Origin of the sequence: Herbidospora sp. NBRC 101105 (assembly GCF_030269205.1) — a bacterium.
Lineage (GTDB): Bacteria > Actinomycetota > Actinomycetes > Streptosporangiales > Streptosporangiaceae > Herbidospora > Herbidospora solisilvae.
Genome location: NZ_BSSX01000004.1, coordinates 223170 through 240550 on the forward strand (window position 1 = coordinate 223170; position 17381 = coordinate 240550).

Sequence of the window (17381 nt, forward strand, 5' to 3'; positions counted from 1 at the left end):
CCGGACGGGGCCGGCGGCTAGCGACGGTGTTACTCGCCGCGGACCTTCGCGACGATCTCCTTGGCGATGCCCGGGGGCACCTCCGCGTAGGAGTCGAACTGCATGCTGTAGCTCGCGCGCCCCTGCGTCTTGCTACGGAGGTCGCCCACGTAGCCGAACATCTCGGAGAGCGGAACAAGGGCCTTGACGACCCGGGCGCCGGCCCGCTCGTCCATGGCCTGGATCTGCCCGCGACGACCGTTGAGGTCGCCGATGACGTCACCCATGTAGTCCTCGGGCGTGGTGACCTCGACGGCCATCATCGGCTCGAGAAGAACGGGGTCGGCCTTGCGCGCGGCCTCCTTGAAGACCATCGAGCCGGCCATCTTGAAGGCCATTTCGGACGAGTCGACCTCGTGGTAGGCGCCGTCCTGAAGGGTGACCTTGACGCCCACCATCGGGTAGCCGGCCAGGACGCCGAACTCGGCGGCCTGCTGGGCGCCCGCGTCGACCGACGGGATGTACTCCCGCGGGATGCGGCCACCGGTGACCTTGTTCTCGAACTCGTAACCGTCGTTGCCCTCGCCCAGCGGCTCAAGGTCGATGAGGACCTTGGCGAACTGGCCGGAACCACCGGTCTGCTTCTTGTGCGTGTAGTCGATCTTCTCCACCTTGCGGCGGATCGTCTCACGGTACGCGACCTGGGGACGACCGACGTTCGCCTCGACCTTGAACTCGCGGCGCATGCGGTCGACCAGGATCTCCAGGTGAAGCTCGCCCATGCCGTGGATGACGGTCTGGCCGGTCTCCTCGTCGCGGCGGACCTGGAAGGACGGGTCCTCCTCCGCCAGACGCTGGATCGCGGTGCCGAGCTTCTCCTGGTCGCCCTTGGTCTTCGGCTCGATCGCGACGCTGATGACCGGCGCCGGGAACGTCATCGACTCGAGGACGACCTGGTTCTGGATGTCGGACAGGGTGTCACCGGTGGTGGTGTCCTTCAGGCCCATCACGGCGACGATCTGACCAGCGATGGCGGAGGGCCGCTCTTCACGCTTGTTGGCGTGCATCTGGTAGATCTTGCCGATCCGCTCCTTCTTCCCCTTCACCGAGTTGATCACGGTGGTGCCGGACTCGAGAGTCCCGGAGTAGAGGCGGATGTAGGTGAGCTTGCCGAGGTGCGGGTCGCTCATGATCTTGAAGGCGAGCGCGGAGAACGGCTCCGAGGCGTCGGGACGACGCTCGATGACCTTCTCCTCGTCGTTGACCGCGTGACCCTTGAAGGCCGGGATGTCGGTCGGCGCCGGGAGGTAGGCGACGATCGCGTCGAGCAGGGGCTGCACGCCCTTGTTCTTGAACGCGGTGCCGCACAGGACCGGGTTGATCGAGCTCGACAGCGTGGCGCGGCGGATGGCCGCGACCAGCTGCTCCTCGGAGGGCTCGACACCCTCGAGGAAGAGCTCCATCAGCTCGTCGTCGTTCTCGGCCACGGTCTCGACCAGGCGGTCGCGCCACTCACGGGCGGTCTCGGCGTGGTCGGCGGGGATGTCGACGGTGTCGTACATCTCGCCCTTGGCCGCCTCGGCGCTCCAGATCAGGCCCTTCATCTTCACCAGGTCGATGACGCCCTTGAAGTCGGCCTCGACGCCCCAGGGAAGCTGGATGACCGCGGGGGTCGCGCCCAGCCGGCTGATCATCATGTCGACGCACCGGTGGAACTCCGCGCCGACCCGGTCCATCTTGTTGACGAAGCAGATGCGGGGAACGTCGTAGCGGTCGGCCTGCCGCCAGACCGTCTCCGACTGCGGCTCCACCCCGGCGACACCGTCGAACACCGCGACGGCACCGTCGAGCACGCGGAGCGAGCGCTCCACCTCGATGGTGAAGTCGACGTGGCCCGGCGTGTCGATGATGTTGATGGTGTGGCCGAGCCACTCACAGGTCGTCGCGGCAGACGTGATCGTGATGCCGCGCTCCTGCTCCTGCTCCATCCAGTCCATCGTGGCAGCGCCCTCGTGGACTTCACCGATCTTGTAGTTGATACCGGTGTAGAACAGGATGCGCTCGGTCGTGGTGGTCTTGCCCGCGTCGATGTGGGCCATGATCCCGATGTTGCGGACCTTGGCCAGGTCAAGCGTGGTCGCCACTGCTCTCGCGTCCTCGTCGTCTCGTCGAAATTCCGCCGACTACCAGCGGTAGTGGGCGAAGGCCTTGTTGGACTCGGCCATCTTGTGGGTGTCCTCGCGCTTCTTCACGCTCGCCCCGAGGCCGTTGCTGGCGTCGAGGAGCTCGTTCATGAGGCGCTCGGTCATGGTCTTCTCGCGGCGTGCACGCGAGTACTGCACCAGCCAGCGGAGGGCCAGCGTGGTGCTGCGCGCGGCGCGGACCTCGACCGGGACCTGGTAGGTCGCGCCACCGACACGGCGGCTGCGGACCTCGAGGGTCGGCTTCACGTTGTCCAGGGCGCGCTTCAGCGTGACGACCGGGTCGTTGCCGGTCTTGTCCTTGCAGCCCTCGAGGGCGCCGTACACGATCGACTGGGCGATCGAGCGCTTGCCGTCGAGGAGCACCTTGTTGATCAGGGCGGTGACCAGCGGCGAGTTGTACACCGGGTCGGCCATGAGCTGGCGGCGGCCAGGAGAACCCTTGCGAGGCATTACTTCTTCTCCTTCTTGGCGCCGTAGCGGGAACGAGCCTGCTTGCGGTTGCGGACGCCCTGGGTGTCGAGCGAGCCGCGGATGATCTTGTAGCGAACGCCGGGGAGGTCCTTCACACGACCGCCACGAACGAGCACGATGCTGTGCTCCTGGAGGTTGTGGCCGACGCCGGGGATGTATGCGGTGACCTCGATGCCGTTGGTCAGGCGAACACGCGCGACCTTACGAAGCGCCGAGTTCGGCTTCTTCGGGGTGGTGGTGTAGACGCGGGTGCAGACACCGCGCCGCTGAGGGCTGCCCTTGAGCGCAGGAGTCTTGGTCTTGGAGACCTTGTCCTGCCGGCCCTTTCGGACCAACTGCTGAATCGTGGGCACTACGACAACTCCGTTTCGTGCCTTGGCCGGTGAATCGTGAACATGCTTATTCGCAGGTACTGCCGGTGTCATGACCTGCTGGTTTTCCCTCTCCGCCGACCCACGCGGTCGGGCGTGTCGCGCACTGGTGGCGCAACACCCCGGACCTGGAAATCGGGAACCAGGGGCACACGGCGCGCTTCGCTGGCAAGCTGCGCGCACGCGTGTTGGGCCCATGAACCCATGGGCACGAAAGAGAAGACTACCCAGCCGGTAGCGACACGTCAAAACGGTCGCGAGTACGGGTCGTCGGGATTCGCACCTTGAGTCCCGCGGCCCACCTTTCAAACGCAGGCCGTGATTGAGTCCGTGTCAACTATACCGCGCGATGGCAAGTGAAAAAGCCGGAAGCCCGGCACGAGGCCGGGCTTCCGTGATGAATCTCTGGTGACTAGCGGCCGTACTGACCGAAGTCGTACTCCTCCAGCGGGACGGCCTCGCCGCTGCCCGAACCGAAGGTGTAGTCGGCCGCGGAGCCGTCGTAGCCGCCGACCGTGTACATCGCGGCCTTGGCCTCCTCGGTCGGCTCGACCCGGATGTTGCGGTACTGGGGCATGCCCGTACCGGCCGGGATGAGCTTACCGATGATGACGTTCTCCTTGAGGCCGAGCAGGCTGTCCGACTTGGCGTGGATCGCCGCGTCGGTGAGCACCCGGGTCGTCTCCTGGAAGGACGCCGCCGACAACCACGACTCGGTGGCGAGCGAGGCCTTGGTGATGCCCATCAGGACCGGACGGCCGGAGGCCGGCTGCCCGCCCTCGGCGACGCACTCACGGTTGATGCGCTCGAACCTCGGACGCTCGACCAGCTCACCGGGCAGCATCTCGGTGTCGCCCGACTCCAGCACGTTCACGCGCTTGAGCATCTGCCGGACGATGACCTCGATGTGCTTGTCGTGGATCGACACACCCTGCGAGCGGTAGACCTGCTGGACCTCTTCGACGAGGTGCAGCTGGACCTGGCGCGGGCCGAGGATGCGCAGCACCTCGTTGGGGTTGCGGGCACCGGCGATGAGCTGGTGGCCCACCTCGATGTGCTGCCCCTCGGAGACCTGCAGCCGCGACCGCATCGAGACCGGGTAGGCGATCTCGTCGCTGCCGTCGTCGGGGGTGATGACGATCTTGCGGGTCTTGTCGGTCTCGTCGATCCGGACCCGGCCGGTGACCTCGGAGATCGGGGCCACACCCTTGGGGATGCGGGCCTCGAAGAGCTCCTGGACACGCGGCAGACCGTGGGTGATGTCGGCGCCCGCCACACCACCGGTGTGGAAGGTCCGCATCGTCAGCTGGGTGCCGGGCTCACCGATCGACTGGGCGGCGATGATGCCGACCGCCTCGCCGACGTCGACGAGCTTGCCGGTGGCCAGCGACCGGCCGTAGCAGGTGGCGCAGACACCGATCTTGGCCTCGCACACCAGCGTGCTGCGGGTGCGGACCGTCTCGATGCCGGCCTCGACCAGCGCGGTGACGGTGATGTCGTTGATGTCGGTGCCGACCGCGGCGATGAGCTTGCCGTCGACCTCGACGTCCTCGGCCAGGATCCGGCCGTGCACGTTGGACTCGGCGTTCTCCGCCTTGACCAGGTTGCCCGACGCGTCGCGCTCACCGACGTGCAGCGGGACCGCGCGGTCGGTGCCGCAGTCGATCTCGCGCACGATGACGTCCTGCGCGACGTCCACCAGACGACGGGTCAGGTAACCCGAGTCGGCGGTACGCAGCGCGGTGTCGGCCAGACCCTTCCGCTGACCGTGGGTGGAGATGAAGTACTCCAGCACCGACAGGCCCTCGCGGAAGGAGGACTTGATCGGACGCGGGATCGTCTCACCCTTGGTGTTGGACACCAGGCCGCGGATGCCGGCGATCTGACGGACCTGCATGAGGTTTCCTCGGGCGCCCGACTGGACCATCATCCAGATGGGGTTGGTCTTCCCGAAGGCGTCCTGCATGTCCTGGGTCACGTCGCTCGTGGCCTTGGTCCAGATCTCGATGAGCTCCTGACGGCGCTCCTCGTCGGTGATCAGACCGCGGTCGTACTCGCGCTGGACCTTGTCGGCCTGCTTCTCGTACGACTCCATGATCGCGCCCTTGTTCGGGGGCGCGATGACGTCGTCGATCGAGATGGTCACACCGGCGCGGGTGGCCCAGTAGAAGCCGGCGTCCTTGAGCGCGTCGAGCGCGTTGGCGACCTCGACCTTGGGGTAGGTCTCGGCCAGCTCGTTCACGATCGCGGACAGCTGCTTCTTGCCGACCTGGTAGTTCACGAACGGGTAGTTCGCGGGCAGCGTGTTGTTGAACAGGCAGCGGCCGAGCGTGGTCTCCAGGCGCAGCGGGTCGCCGGCCTCCCAGCCCTCGGGCGCCTCCCAGCCGCGCGGCGGGGCGACGTCCTTGAGCCGGACCTGGATCTTCGCCTGCAGGTCGAGCTCGTGACGGTCGAAGGCCATGAGGGCCTCGGAGACCGACGCGAACACCCGGCCCTCACCCTCGGCCTCTTCGGCCTGGGTGGTGAGCGAGTAGAGGCCGATGACCATGTCCTGGGTGGGCATCGTCACGGGCTTGCCGTCGGCGGGCTTCAGGATGTTGTTGGTCGACAACATCAGGATGCGCGCCTCGGCCTGGGCCTCGGCCGACAGCGGCAGGTGCACGGCCATCTGGTCGCCGTCGAAGTCGGCGTTGAACGCCGTGCAGACGAGCGGGTGGATCTGGATGGCCTTGCCCTCGACCAGCTGCGGCTCGAAGGCCTGGATGCCCAGGCGGTGCAGAGTCGGAGCACGGTTCAGCAGCACGGGGTGCTCGGTGATGACCTCTTCGAGCACGTCCCACACGACCGGGCGGGCCCGCTCGACCATGCGCTTGGCGCTCTTGATGTTCTGCGCGTGGTTCAGGTCGACCAGGCGCTTCATCACGAACGGCTTGAACAGCTCCAGCGCCATCTGCTTGGGCAGACCGCACTGGTGCAGCTTCAGCTGCGGGCCGACGACGATGACCGAACGGCCGGAGTAGTCGACTCGCTTGCCCAGCAGGTTCTGGCGGAACCGGCCCTGCTTGCCCTTCAGCATGTCGCTGAGGGACTTCAGCGGACGGTTGCCGGGGCCCGTGACCGGGCGGCCGCGGCGGCCGTTGTCGAACAGCGCGTCGACGGCCTCCTGGAGCATGCGCTTCTCGTTGTTGACGATGATCTCGGGGGCGCCGAGGTCGAGAAGCCGCTTGAGGCGGTTGTTCCGGTTGATCACTCGCCGGTAGAGGTCGTTCAGGTCGGAGGTGGCGAAGCGGCCACCGTCGAGCTGGACCATCGGCCGCAGGTCCGGCGGGATGACCGGGATGCAGTCGAGCACCATGCCCGCGGGCGAGTTGCGGGTGTTCAGGAACGCCGCCACGACCTTGAGCCGCTTGAGGGCGCGGGCCTTCTTCTGGCCCTTGCCGCTGCGGATCGTCTCGCGGAGGTTCTCGGCCTCCTGGTCGAGGTCGAAGCTCTGCAGCCGCTCCTGGATCGCCTGCGCGCCCATGCCTCCGCGGAAGTAGCGGCCGAACCGGTCGCGCATCTCGCGGTAGAGCAGCTCGTCGCCCTCGAGGTCCTGGACCTTGAGGTTCTTGAAGCGGCTCCAGACCTCCTCGAGCCGGTCGAGCTCACGCTGCGCCCGGTCGCGGAGCTGACGCATTTCGCGGTCGGCGCCCTCGCGCACCTTGCGGCGCTGGTCGCCCTTGGCCCCGGCGGCCTCCAGCTCGGCCAGGTCGGCTTCGAGCTTCTTCTGCCGGGCCTCGATGTCGGCGTCACGGCGCTGCTCGACGTGCTGACGCTCGACCGAGATCTTGGCCTCGAGCGAGGACAGGTCGCGGTCGCGCATCTCGGTGTCGACATGCGTGATCATGTACGCCGCGAAGTAGATGACCTTCTCCAGGTCCTTCGGGGCGAGGTCGAGCAGGTAGCCCAGACGCGAGGGCACACCCTTGAAGTACCAGATGTGGGTGACCGGGGCGGCCAGCTCGATGTGGCCCATCCGCTCACGACGCACCTTGGCACGGGTCACCTCGACGCCGCAGCGCTCACAGATGATGCCCTTGAAGCGCACGCGCTTGTACTTGCCGCAGTAGCACTCCCAGTCCCGGGTCGGACCGAAGATCTTCTCGCAGAAGAGTCCGTCCTTTTCGGGCTTGAGGGTCCGGTAGTTGATCGTCTCCGGCTTCTTGACCTCGCCGTGGGACCACTGGCGGATGTCGTCGGCGGTGGCCAGGCCGATCCGGAGCTCGTCGAAGAAGTTGACGTCCAGCATGTACTAAATTCCCCCTCAGACTTCTTCCACGCTGCTCGGCTCACGCCGGGACAGATCGATACCGAGCTCCTCCGCCGCGCGGAAGACGTCCTCGTCGGTGTCACGCATCTCGATGGACATGCCGTCGCTGGAGAGCACCTCGACGTTCAGGCACAGCGACTGCATTTCCTTGATGAGGACCTTGAAGGACTCGGGGATGCCGGGCTCGGGGATGTTCTCGCCCTTGACGATGGCCTCGTAGACCTTCACACGGCCGAGGACGTCGTCCGACTTGATCGTGAGGAGCTCCTGCAGCGCGTAGGCGGCGCCGTAGGCCTCCAGGGCCCACACTTCCATCTCGCCGAAGCGCTGGCCGCCGAACTGCGCCTTACCGCCCAGCGGCTGCTGGGTGATCATCGAGTAAGGACCGGTCGAACGGGCGTGGATCTTGTCGTCGACCAGGTGCAGCAGCTTGAGGATGTAGATGTAGCCGACCGAGATCGGGTGCGGGAACGGCTCGCCGGAGCGGCCGTCGAAGAGCCGGGCCTTGCCGTTCTCCTGGACCATCCGGGAACCGTCGCGGTTCTTCAGGGTGCTGTTGAGGAGGCCGACGATCTCCTCCTCGTGGGCGCCGTCGAACACCGGCGTCGCGACCTTGGTCCAGGGCTTGACCTCGCCCATCTCCTTCTCGCGCAGCCGCTCGGCCCACGCCTCCTCGATGCCGGAGACGTCCCAGCCTCTGGCGGCGATCCACCCGAGGTGTGTCTCCAGCACCTGGCCGACGTTCATTCGGCCGGGCACGCCCAGCGGGTTGAGCACGATGTCGACCGGGGTGCCGTCTTCCAGGAACGGCATGTCCTCGACCGGAAGGATCTTGGAGATGACGCCCTTGTTGCCGTGGCGGCCGGCCAGCTTGTCGCCGTCGGTGATCTTACGCTTCTGGGCCACGTAGACGCGGACCAGCTCGTTGACGCCGGGAGGAAGCTCGTCGCCCTCCTCGCGGCTGAACACGCGGACGCCGATGACCTTGCCCGACTCGCCGTGGGGAACCTTCAGCGAGGTGTCGCGCACCTCGCGCGCCTTCTCACCGAAGATCGCGCGGAGCAGGCGCTCCTCGGGGGTCAGCTCGGTCTCACCCTTGGGGGTGACCTTTCCGACGAGGATGTCACCCGTGACCACTTCGGCGCCGATCCGGATGATGCCCCGCTCGTCGAGGTCGGCCAGGACCTCCTCGGAGACGTTCGGGATGTCCCGAGTGATCTCCTCCGGGCCGAGCTTGGTGTCGCGGGCGTCGACCTCGTGCTCCTCGATGTGGATCGAGGACAGGACGTCGTCCTGCACGAGGCGCTGCGACAGGATGATCGCGTCCTCGTAGTTGTGGCCCTCCCACGGCATGAACGCCACGAGCAGGTTCTTGCCGAGCGCCATCTCACCGGTGTCGGTGCAGGGGCCGTCGGCGATGACCTGACCCGACTCCACCCGGTCGCCCTCGGCGACGATGGGCTTCTGGTTGAAGCAGGTGCCCTGGTTGGACCGCTTGAACTTGGCGACGCGGTAGGTGGTGCGGGTGCCGTCGTCGTTCATCACGGTGACGTAGTCGGCGGAGACCTCCTCGACGACACCGGCCTTCTCGGCGCTGATGACGTCGCCGGCGTCGGTCGCCGCACGGTATTCCATGCCGGTGCCGACCAGCGGAGCCTCGCTCTTCAGCAGGGGCACCGACTGGCGCTGCATGTTCGAACCCATGAGCGCGCGGTTGGCGTCGTCGTGCTCCAGGAAGGGGATCATGGCGGTCGCGACCGACACCATCTGGCGCGGCGAGACGTCCATGTAGTCGACCTCGGACGGGTGCACGGCCTCGAACTCGCCGCCCTTGCGGCGGGCGAGCACGCGGTCTTCGGCGAAGCTGCCGTCGGTGTTCAGGCGCGTGTTGGCCTGGGCCACGACGTGGCGGTCCTCGACGTCGGCCGTCAGGTAGTCGACCTGGTCGGTGACCTTGCCGTCGACGACCTTGCGGTAGGGCGTCTCGACGAACCCGAAGGAGTTAATCCGGCCGAACGACGCGAGCGAGCCGATCAGGCCGATGTTCGGGCCTTCCGGCGTCTCGATCGGGCACATGCGGCCGTAGTGGGACGGGTGCACGTCACGGACCTCGAAGCCGGCCCGCTCACGCGACAGACCACCGGGGCCGAGCGCCGACAGACGGCGCTTGTGGGTCAGGCCCGCGAGGGGGTTGGTCTGGTCCATGAACTGCGACAGCTGCGAGGTGCCGAAGAACTCCTTGATCGACGCCACGACCGGGCGGATGTTGATCAGGGTCTGCGGCGTGATCGCCTCGACGTCCTGGGTCGTCATGCGCTCGCGCACGACGCGCTCCATGCGGGCCAGGCCCAGGCGGACCTGGTTCTGGATCAGCTCGCCGACGGTGCGCAGGCGGCGGTTGCCGAAGTGGTCGATGTCGTCGATCTCGACGATGACCTGACCGTTGTCGCCCATCGACTCCTCGCCGGCGTGGAGCCGGACGATGTACTCGATGGCGGCGACGATGTCGTCTTCGGTGAGGGTGCCCTGCGTGATCTCGGAGTCGCAGCCGAGCTTCTTATTGATCTTGTAACGGCCGACCTTCGCGAGGTCGTACCGCTTGGGGTTGAAGTAGAGGTTCTCGAGCAGCGCCTGCGCGGACTCCTTGGTCGGGGGCTCGCCCGGACGCAGCTTGCGGTAGATGTCGAGCAGCGCGTCGTCCTGGCCGGAGGTGTGGTCCTTCTCCAGGGTGGCGCGCATCGACTCGTACTGGCCGAAGCGCTCGAGGATCTGGTCGGTCGTCCAGCCGAGCGCCTTGAGCAGCACCGTGACGGCCTGCTTGCGCTTGCGGTCGATGCGGACGCCGACGCTGTCGCGCTTATCGATCTCGAACTCGAGCCAGGCACCCCGCGACGGGATGACCTTGGCGCCGTAGAGGTCCTTGTCGGACGTCTTGTCGACGGTGCGCTCGAAGTAGACACCGGGCGAACGGACGAGCTGGGACACCACGACACGCTCGGTGCCGTTGATGATGAAGGTGCCCTTCGAGGTCATGAGCGGGAAGTCGCCCATGAACACGGTCTGGCTCTTGATCTCACCGGTGGTGTTGTTGATGAACTCCGCCGTGACGAACATCGGGGCGGAGTAGGTCATGTCCTTGTCCTTGCACTCGTCGACCGAGTACTTGGGCGGCTCGAACCGGTGATCCCGGAACGAGAGGGACATGGTGCCGGAGAAGTCCTCGATGGGACTGATCTCCTCGAAGATCTCCTCGAGACCCGACTGGGCCGGCACATCGCGGCGGCCCGCCTGGCGGGCCGCCTCGACCCGGGCCTTCCACTTCTCGTTGCCGAGCAACCAGTCGAAGGACTCGGTCTGCAGAGCTAGTAGATCAGGAACTTCCAGAGGCTCCTGGATACGTGCGAACGACACGGTGCGGGGACCGGCGGGTACGGCGGAGGCGTTGCGCGAGGCTGCCAACAGATGTCCTTCCGAGGGCTCGCGGACTGACTACACGCACGCCAGACGACCAAGGAAAGCGAGGTTACTCAGAGAAACGGTCGTCAAAGGGCAGCGCAAAGGGGCAGTGTAGCCGATGGGCATACACCTGTCCACTCCGCTCTCGCTCTGCGCTCCACGTTGCTGGCAGCATCACCCGTCTGGGCTCAAACGTCAAGCCCGAGAGACGACATTTCGGCTAACCAATGGCCAGCACGCTGGGTTTTTCCCTTCCGTGAGACGACCGCCGGCTGCGAAGCCCTATCGACAACCCGCCGAGCCCAGTCGATACCCTGGACCCGAGTCCGCTAACGCTCTGTCACACGGAAGGCCCAACGATGACCGTTGATCGACCTTCCAACGCCCTGGACATTCCCTGGGCCCGCGAAACCAAAACACAAACGTGACTAACAATTGGGTCTCGCGGCTCAGCGGATGGGCGTGTTGCCGATCAACGTCGAGAGCCCGGACACCAGCCAGCGACCGTCCGTAACCACCATGACCAGGCGCGCTCTGTTCTGCACGACCTCCGCCGGCCCCTCTGTCCGGCTTGTGGTGGTGTTCAGGAAAACCAGCACTTTGACCCTTTCGGGACTGGCCTCCTCGACCGCCACGGCGGCCACCGTCGCCTGCTGGACCTTACGCTCCCGGCGCACCTGCGGGACGAACGTGCCCGCCAGGTTGGCGTAGTGCTCGGCCAGCGGTCCGGTGGCGTGACCACGGGCCCGCGCGAGATCGGCCTCGATCGTGCGGTGATCATAGGAGAGCATGTCGGCGGCGTACGCCCGGGCCGCCTGCCGCGCCTCCGCGGCGGCCGTCGCGGTGTCCTGGACCCGCTTCAGGTCCAGGTAGAGCCGCCCGAGCGCGCCCAGCGCCAGCACGGCCAGCACGACGAGCAGGGAGGTCAGCCGCAGCGCGCGCTGGACGACGGCCATCACGACACCAGCTCCGCATTCGCGACCAGCCAGCGGCCGTTCTCCTTGGCCAGGTCCATGCGCCAGCGGTAGAAGCGGTCTTCGAGCCGGTCGTCCTTCCGGCCGGTGAAGTCGACCAGGACGTCGGCGACCACGAGCACCTGCGCGCGGGTCCCCTCGGCGTTCATGGACGCCAGCCCGGCGCCCCGGAGCACGCCCGTCTGGAGGACCTTGTCCTTCATCACCGCCTCGCGGGCGGCCGCCTGGTCGCGTTCGTAGCGGGCCCGGGTCTCCCCCGTCGACGTCGACACCACGCCGCGGAAGGCGGTGTCGAAGGTGCGGTGATCGAGCGACATCAGGCTGACGGCGTGGGTGGAGGCGGCCGCGACGGCGGCGGCCTCGTCGGCCTCCCGGGCCAGGGCCGAGGCTCTCAGCGTCCACACCCACCCGGCGGCGGCCCCCAGCAGGAGGACCAGGGCCAGCAGGGCCAGGTTGAGACGGCGGGGGGCCTCACGGCGGATCCTGGCCACGGGCGGATTGTACGTGGGCCGTGCCGGGGCGCCGGCGGAAAGCGATCAAATCGGTCTGAGACCCGGACCGCCCCGGAAAAGCCGGAAGCGGCCCGCCCAGGCACCTGGGGCAGACCGCTTCGCGGGGTGAAGCCACTTACTTGACGGTGACCTTGGCGCCGGCGCCCTCGAGGGCAGCCTTGGCCTTCTCCGCCTGCTCCTTGTTGACCTTGCCGTCGAAGACCGCCTTCGGAGCGCCGTCGACCAGGTCCTTGGCCTCCTTCAGGCCCAGGCTGGTGAGCGCGCGGATCTCCTTGATGACCTGGATCTTCTTGTCGCCGGCGGCCTCGAGGATGACGTCGAACTCGTCCTGCTCCTCGGCCTCTTCGGCCGGAGCGGCGCCGCCGGGGCCGGCGACGGCCACGGCCGCGACCGGGGCGGCGGCCTTGACGTCGAAGGTCTCCTCGAACAGCTTCACGAAGTCGGACAGCTCAAGGAGGGTCATCTCCTTGAAAGCGTCGAGCAGCTCGTCGGTGCTGAGCTTCGCCATGATGGTTCCTCCATAAGGATCGTGCTGAATAACGTGAAAAGGGACCGCGGTTTGCGTTTCCCCCCGCTCGCGCGGACCTGCTTACTCTCCGGACTCCTCGCGCTTGGCGCGCAGGGCCTCGGCCAGACGAGCCATCTGCGTGGGCAGCGCGGCGAAGGTGGCGGCAGCCGTGGACTGCTTGGCCTTCAGGGCACCGGCCAGCTTCGCGAGGAGCACCTCACGCGACTCGAGGTCAGCGAGCTTGGAGATCTCGGCGGGCGTCATCGACTTGCCGTCGACGACACCGCCCTTGATCACCAGAAGGGGGTTGGCCTTGGCGAACTCACGCAGACCCTTGGCGGCCTCCACCACGTCGCCCTTGACGAACGCGATCGCGGTCGGGCCGTAGAGCAGGTCGTCGAGGACCGTGATCCCGGCGTTGTTCGCCGCGATCTTGGCCAGCGTGTTCTTCGCCACGGCGAACTTCGCATGCCCACCGAGAGAGACGCGCAGCTGCTTGAGCTGGGCGACGGTGAGCCCGCGGTATTCGGTCAGAACGGCGGCGCTGCTGCCGTCGAACTCAGCCTTGAGTTCGTCGACCGCGCCGGCCTTCTCCGTCTTCGCCATGGGCCTCCTTCCAGATGTCGCCGCCGGAAGGGATGAAGGCCCCAAGAAAACAGACGAGCCCCGGGCGCAGGGCGCACGGGGCTCTCAGCAAGCTCCAGAAAAGGCTTGTCAGAGGCTCTCAGTCACACCTGCGCGGGTCGCCCACAAACGTGGGACCTTCGGTCACCGGGATAGGCACCCGGAGACGACCGGCGGTCTTTGGCAGGTCTAAGAGTACGGTGTCAAGCCCGCAACACCAAATCAGCCGCCCACGGGCATGTTCTTGGGCAGCTCGCCGACCTGGTCGGCGGCCGGCGCGGCGATCTGGAGCTGCTCGTTGAACGACTTGAACAGCAGGGTGGCGGAGAAGCTGGCACCGCTCTCGGCGCCGTTGAGGCCGATCTTGCGCGGCAGCCCGTCGGCGTCGATCCAGGCGTCGAACTTGACGTTCTTCAGCGAGGCGAGCTGGCCCTTGACCCGCTCCTGGGTCTCCTTCGGCAGCAGCAGCACGGCCGCGTCGGCGGGGAAGCTGCCCGAGTAGTGGGTGGTGTCGACCCCGTTCACCGACTCGGTGCCGACGGCCTTGACGTCCTTGGACGCCGTCAGCAGCGTGACGCTCGTCTTCAGGTCGATCTGCTGGGCCTGGTCGAGGAACTGCCCGGCGGCTTCTGCGCCCCCGACCTCCTTGAGGTCGACCTTCACCCACGGCTTGTCGGTGCCGAGGAGGGTCTTGAGCATGTCCATCTTCACGTAGGCGACCTCGTCGGCCAGGATCACCCGCAACCCGCCCGGCACGGTCTGACCGCCGAAGGACACCTGGCTCAGGGTCACGTCGGAGGCGAGGGTGGGCTTCTGCTGGAACAGCATGCTGCCCTGGACGCTGCCCTTCTGGCCCTTGGGGTCGGCGAAGTCGAGCACGATGTCGGCGCTGTAGGAGTCGATCGACTCGGCCTTCTGTGCCGTCTGCTGAATGGCCTCGGCGGCGGAGAGCTTGACGTCCCCCAGCGGCTGGGCAGTCGTGGTCCCGCAACCGGCCACCGCCAGGGCGGCGACGACCCCGGCGGCCACTAAGAATCTGCGCATCTTGTCAATCCCTTCGTCGGCCCGAGCCTACGTGGGGCCGTTCTGGCGCGCGTTCCTGTCCTCAGGATTCGCACAGAAAAGACACAACCCCCGTCCGGTACCCGGACGGGGGTTGGGTAGGCCTGATCGGCCAAGCAGTGGATCAGGCGTCGATCTCGGCGGTCATCCCGCGGGTGACGTTGGGGTCGACCGGGATGCCGGGGCCCATCGACGTCGCGAAGGTGACCTTCTTGAGGTAGCGGCCCTTGGCGGCCGACGGCTTGAGACGCAGCACCTCGTCGAGGGCGGCGGCGTAGTTCTCGAGGAGCTGACGCTCGTCGAAGGACGCCTTGCCGATGATGAAGTGGAGGTTCGCGTGACGGTCCACGCGGAACTCGATCTTGCCGCCCTTGATGTCGGTGACGGCCTTGCCGACGGCCGGGGTGACGGTGCCGGTCTTCGGGTTGGGCATGAGGCCACGGGGACCGAGCACGCGGCCCAGGCGGCCGACCTTGCCCATGAGGTCGGGCGTGGCCACGACCGCGTCGAAGTCGAGGCGGCCCTTGGCGACCTCGTCGATCAGCTCGTCGGCGCCGACGATGTCGGCCCCGGCGGCGCGCGCCTCCTCGGCACGGTCACCGGTCGCGAAGACCAGGACCCGGGCGGTCTTACCGGTGCCGTGCGGGAGGTTGACGGTGCCGCGGACCATCTGGTCGGCCTTGCGCGGGTCGACGCCCAGACGCAGGGCGACCTCGACGGTGGCGTCGAACTTCGTGCTCGCGGTCTTCTTCGCCAGGCGGACCCCTTCGAGGGGGGCCAGCAGGGCGTCGCGGTCGACCTGAGCGGCCGCGTTCTTCCAGCTCTTGCTGCGCTTCACTGCGATCTCTCCTGAGAGGGAGTTCGTGGTGCGGGCCGCGCTCGGCCCTCCCACTGGGTTTGATTTGCCGCGCCTTCGGCACGGCGGCTTGGTCGCTTTGATCCGGTTTCTTCCCTCGTCGCTCCGGGTCGCTTCGCTCCCCTGCGCTCCTCAGTCCAGAAACCGGCGCTCCCTCGCGGGATTACTCGGCGATCGTGATGCCCATCGAACGGGCGGTGCCGGCGATGATGCGCTCGGCCATCTCGATGTCGTTGGCGTTCAGGTCGGGCATCTTCTGCTCGGCGATGGCGCGCAGCTGCTCCTTGGAGAGCTGGCCGACCTTGGTCTTCAGCGGGTTGTTCGAGCCGCTCTTCAGACCGAGGGCCTTCTTGATCAGTTCGGGCGCCGGGGGCGTCTTGGTGACGAACTGGAAGGTGCGGTCTTCGAAGATGGTGATCTCGACGGGGATGATGTTGCCCCGCTGGGACTCCGTCGCAGCGTTGTACTGCTTGACGAACTCCATGATGTTGACGCCGTGGGGACCGAGGGCGGTACCGACCGGCGGGGCGGGGGTGGCCTGGCCAGCGGGAAGCTGGACCTTCACCAACGCCGCGATCTTCTTCTTGGGAGGCATGACTCTCTCCGGGTCCTGTTATTCGATGAAGCGTTCCCCCGGCGAATCGGAGGGGGAACATGTCGGCGAGCCGCCCTTCGCGAAGGAGCGGCTCTAGCCGAACGTCTAATTGTAGGCGACCGCCTCAGATCTTCGAGACCTGGTTGAACGACAGCTCAACGGGGGTCTCGCGACCGAAGATCGACACCAGCACCTTGAGCTTCTGCGACTCGGGGCTGATCTCGCTGACCGAGGCCGGGAGCGTGGCGAACGGGCCGTCCATGACGGTGACCGACTCGCCGATCTCGAACTCGACGGTCGAGGCGGCCGACTTGGTGGCGGCCTTCTTGACCTCTTCGGTCGGCTCGGGCGCCAGCAGCTTGGCGACCTCGTCGAGGTTCAGCGGGCTGGGCTTGTTGGACAGGCCCACGAATCCGGTGACACCCGGGGTGTTGCGGACCGCGGCCCAGGACTCGTCGGTGAGCTCCATGCGGACCAGGACGTAGCCCGGCAGCACGCGCTCCTTGATCGGGGTCTTCTTGCCGCCCTTGAACTCGGTCACCGTGTGGGTCGGCACCTCGACCTGGAAGATGTAGTCCTCCATGTTGAGGCTGCCGGTGCGGCTCTCGATGTTCTGCTTCACGCGGTTCTCGTAGCCGGCGTAGGAGTGGATCACATACCACTCGCCGAGCTGGCCGCGCAGCTGGCGCTTGAACTCCTCGACGGGGTCGACGTCGGGGAGGATGTCGCCGTCTTCGTCGACGTTCTCGTCGTCTGAGTCGGCGGCGGAAGCCTTGACATCGGTGGCCTCGTCGGCTTCCGCAGCGTCGTCAGCGGCCTCGTCGACCTCTTCAACGGCCTCGTCGTCCCACTCGTCGCGGGAGTCGTCGGCCGGCAGCGGGGACTCGGACACGATGGCTATTCCTCTTTCCGTCGGGTTTTACTGTGCTGGGCGGGTCAGGAACCGAAGACCGCCAGCACACCCTGCGTCAAAAGGAAGTCTAGTGCGGACACGATTCCGACCATGATCAGGCAGAAAACGAGGACCACGATGGTGTAGTTGATCAGCTCCTTGCGCGTAGGCCAGATGACCTTGCGGAGCTCCGCTACTGCCTGCCGATAGAAAAGGGCAGGGGTGGTGCGCTTGGCCTTCTTCTCGCCACTCGGCTTTTCCGGCTGAGCCGCGGCCTCGCCGCGCGTGTCGATCGCCACAGTCCTCACCTGATCCGTCGTGTCCATCGCAACCGGCGGCTCATACGCCCTTAGTGCGCGGACCGCACTCCGCAGGGCACGAGGGACTCGAACCCCCAACCGCCGGTTTTGGAGACCGGTGCGCTACCAATTGCGCTAGTGCCCTAAGCCGTGCACCACACTACAGGAGAACAGGCGAACTGTTCACCGCCGTTGTGGGCCACTAGACGTGGAAGTGTACGCACGATCGGTCACTTCGTCGAACCGGTACGACCCCGCAGGTCAGACGT

General features: G+C 66.8%; 14 protein-coding genes and 1 tRNA gene. All 15 read right to left on the reverse strand.

The window, feature by feature from the left end; translation table 11 throughout:
• Positions 1 to 29: 29 nt before the first annotated feature.
• Positions 30 to 2123 (reverse strand): elongation factor G, encoded by a 2094-nt coding sequence (gene fusA, locus QSK34_RS18330; protein WP_285585470.1) that lies wholly within the window; start codon positions 2121 to 2123, stop codon positions 30 to 32.
• Positions 2124 to 2162: 39 nt separating this feature from the next.
• Entirely contained in the window at positions 2163 to 2633 is a 471-nt protein-coding gene (gene rpsG / locus QSK34_RS18335) for a 30S ribosomal protein S7 (RefSeq protein ID WP_030451505.1), read from the reverse strand.
• Positions 2633 to 3007 carry a 30S ribosomal protein S12 gene (rpsL, locus tag QSK34_RS18340; protein WP_030451506.1) on the reverse strand — a complete coding sequence of 125 codons (375 nt, stop codon included), beginning with the start codon at positions 3005 to 3007 and terminating at the stop codon, positions 2633 to 2635. Before rpsL ends, rpsG begins: the two co-directional genes overlap by 1 nt.
• Positions 3008 to 3437: 430 nt before the next feature.
• The gene (locus tag QSK34_RS18345; protein ID WP_285585471.1) at positions 3438 to 7313 is read right to left on the reverse strand and encodes a DNA-directed RNA polymerase subunit beta'; all 3876 of its coding nucleotides are present in this window, start codon (positions 7311 to 7313) and stop codon (positions 3438 to 3440) included.
• A gap of 15 nt (positions 7314 to 7328) precedes the next feature.
• Positions 7329 to 10793: a DNA-directed RNA polymerase subunit beta gene (gene rpoB / locus QSK34_RS18350; RefSeq protein WP_285585472.1), complete on the reverse strand. Its 3465-nt coding sequence runs from the start codon at positions 10791 to 10793 to the stop codon at positions 7329 to 7331.
• A 446-nt stretch (positions 10794 to 11239) separates the two neighbouring features.
• A complete protein-coding gene (locus tag QSK34_RS18355) occupies positions 11240 to 11746 on the reverse strand; it encodes an Rv1363c family protein (protein WP_285585473.1) in 507 nt (168 codons plus the stop codon).
• Complete coding sequence (locus tag QSK34_RS18360) at positions 11746 to 12255, reverse strand: Rv1363c family protein (RefSeq protein ID WP_051759362.1); 510 nt, start codon at positions 12253 to 12255, stop codon at positions 11746 to 11748. Before QSK34_RS18360 ends, QSK34_RS18355 begins: the two co-directional genes overlap by 1 nt.
• A gap of 136 nt (positions 12256 to 12391) precedes the next feature.
• On the reverse strand, positions 12392 to 12784 hold the full coding sequence (rplL, locus tag QSK34_RS18365) for a 50S ribosomal protein L7/L12 (RefSeq protein WP_062345068.1): 393 nt from the start codon (positions 12782 to 12784) through the stop codon (positions 12392 to 12394).
• A gap of 81 nt (positions 12785 to 12865) precedes the next feature.
• Positions 12866 to 13390 carry a 50S ribosomal protein L10 gene (gene rplJ / locus QSK34_RS18370; RefSeq protein WP_161482550.1) on the reverse strand — a complete coding sequence of 175 codons (525 nt, stop codon included), beginning with the start codon at positions 13388 to 13390 and terminating at the stop codon, positions 12866 to 12868.
• A 240-nt stretch (positions 13391 to 13630) separates the two neighbouring features.
• Positions 13631 to 14452: an SCO4651 family lipoprotein gene (locus QSK34_RS18375; protein WP_161482549.1), complete on the reverse strand. Its 822-nt coding sequence runs from the start codon at positions 14450 to 14452 to the stop codon at positions 13631 to 13633.
• A 142-nt stretch (positions 14453 to 14594) separates the two neighbouring features.
• Positions 14595 to 15308: a 50S ribosomal protein L1 gene (rplA, locus tag QSK34_RS18380; protein ID WP_285585475.1), complete on the reverse strand. Its 714-nt coding sequence runs from the start codon at positions 15306 to 15308 to the stop codon at positions 14595 to 14597.
• Between the two features lie 181 nt (positions 15309 to 15489).
• The gene (gene rplK / locus QSK34_RS18385) at positions 15490 to 15921 is read right to left on the reverse strand and encodes a 50S ribosomal protein L11 (RefSeq protein ID WP_030451515.1); all 432 of its coding nucleotides are present in this window, start codon (positions 15919 to 15921) and stop codon (positions 15490 to 15492) included.
• Between the two features lie 124 nt (positions 15922 to 16045).
• Positions 16046 to 16813, reverse strand: coding sequence for a transcription termination/antitermination protein NusG (gene nusG / locus QSK34_RS18390; RefSeq protein ID WP_161482548.1), 768 nt, complete (start codon positions 16811 to 16813; stop codon positions 16046 to 16048).
• Between the two features lie 44 nt (positions 16814 to 16857).
• Positions 16858 to 17112, reverse strand: coding sequence for a preprotein translocase subunit SecE (secE, locus tag QSK34_RS18395; protein ID WP_030451517.1), 255 nt, complete (start codon positions 17110 to 17112; stop codon positions 16858 to 16860).
• A gap of 72 nt (positions 17113 to 17184) precedes the next feature.
• Positions 17185 to 17257 (reverse strand) — tRNA-Trp (locus tag QSK34_RS18400).
• Positions 17258 to 17381 lie beyond the last annotated feature (124 nt).

Excerpts from the sequence above, each read along its gene's own strand:
- rpsG (WP_030451505.1), bottom strand. The coding sequence starts at position 2,633 with ATGCCTCGCAAGGGTTCTCCTGGCCGCCGCCAGCTCATGGCCGACCCG.
- QSK34_RS18345 (WP_285585471.1), bottom strand. The coding sequence starts at position 7,313 with ATGCTGGACGTCAACTTCTTCGACGAGCTCCGGATCGGCCTGGCCACC.
- QSK34_RS18355 (WP_285585473.1), bottom strand. The coding sequence starts at position 11,746 with ATGGCCGTCGTCCAGCGCGCGCTGCGGCTGACCTCCCTGCTCGTCGTG.
- rplL (WP_062345068.1), bottom strand. The coding sequence starts at position 12,784 with ATGGCGAAGCTCAGCACCGACGAGCTGCTCGACGCTTTCAAGGAGATG.
- rplJ (WP_161482550.1), bottom strand. The coding sequence starts at position 13,390 with ATGGCGAAGACGGAGAAGGCCGGCGCGGTCGACGAACTCAAGGCTGAG.
- QSK34_RS18375 (WP_161482549.1), bottom strand. The coding sequence starts at position 14,452 with ATGCGCAGATTCTTAGTGGCCGCCGGGGTCGTCGCCGCCCTGGCGGTG.
- rplK (WP_030451515.1), bottom strand. The coding sequence starts at position 15,921 with ATGCCTCCCAAGAAGAAGATCGCGGCGTTGGTGAAGGTCCAGCTTCCC.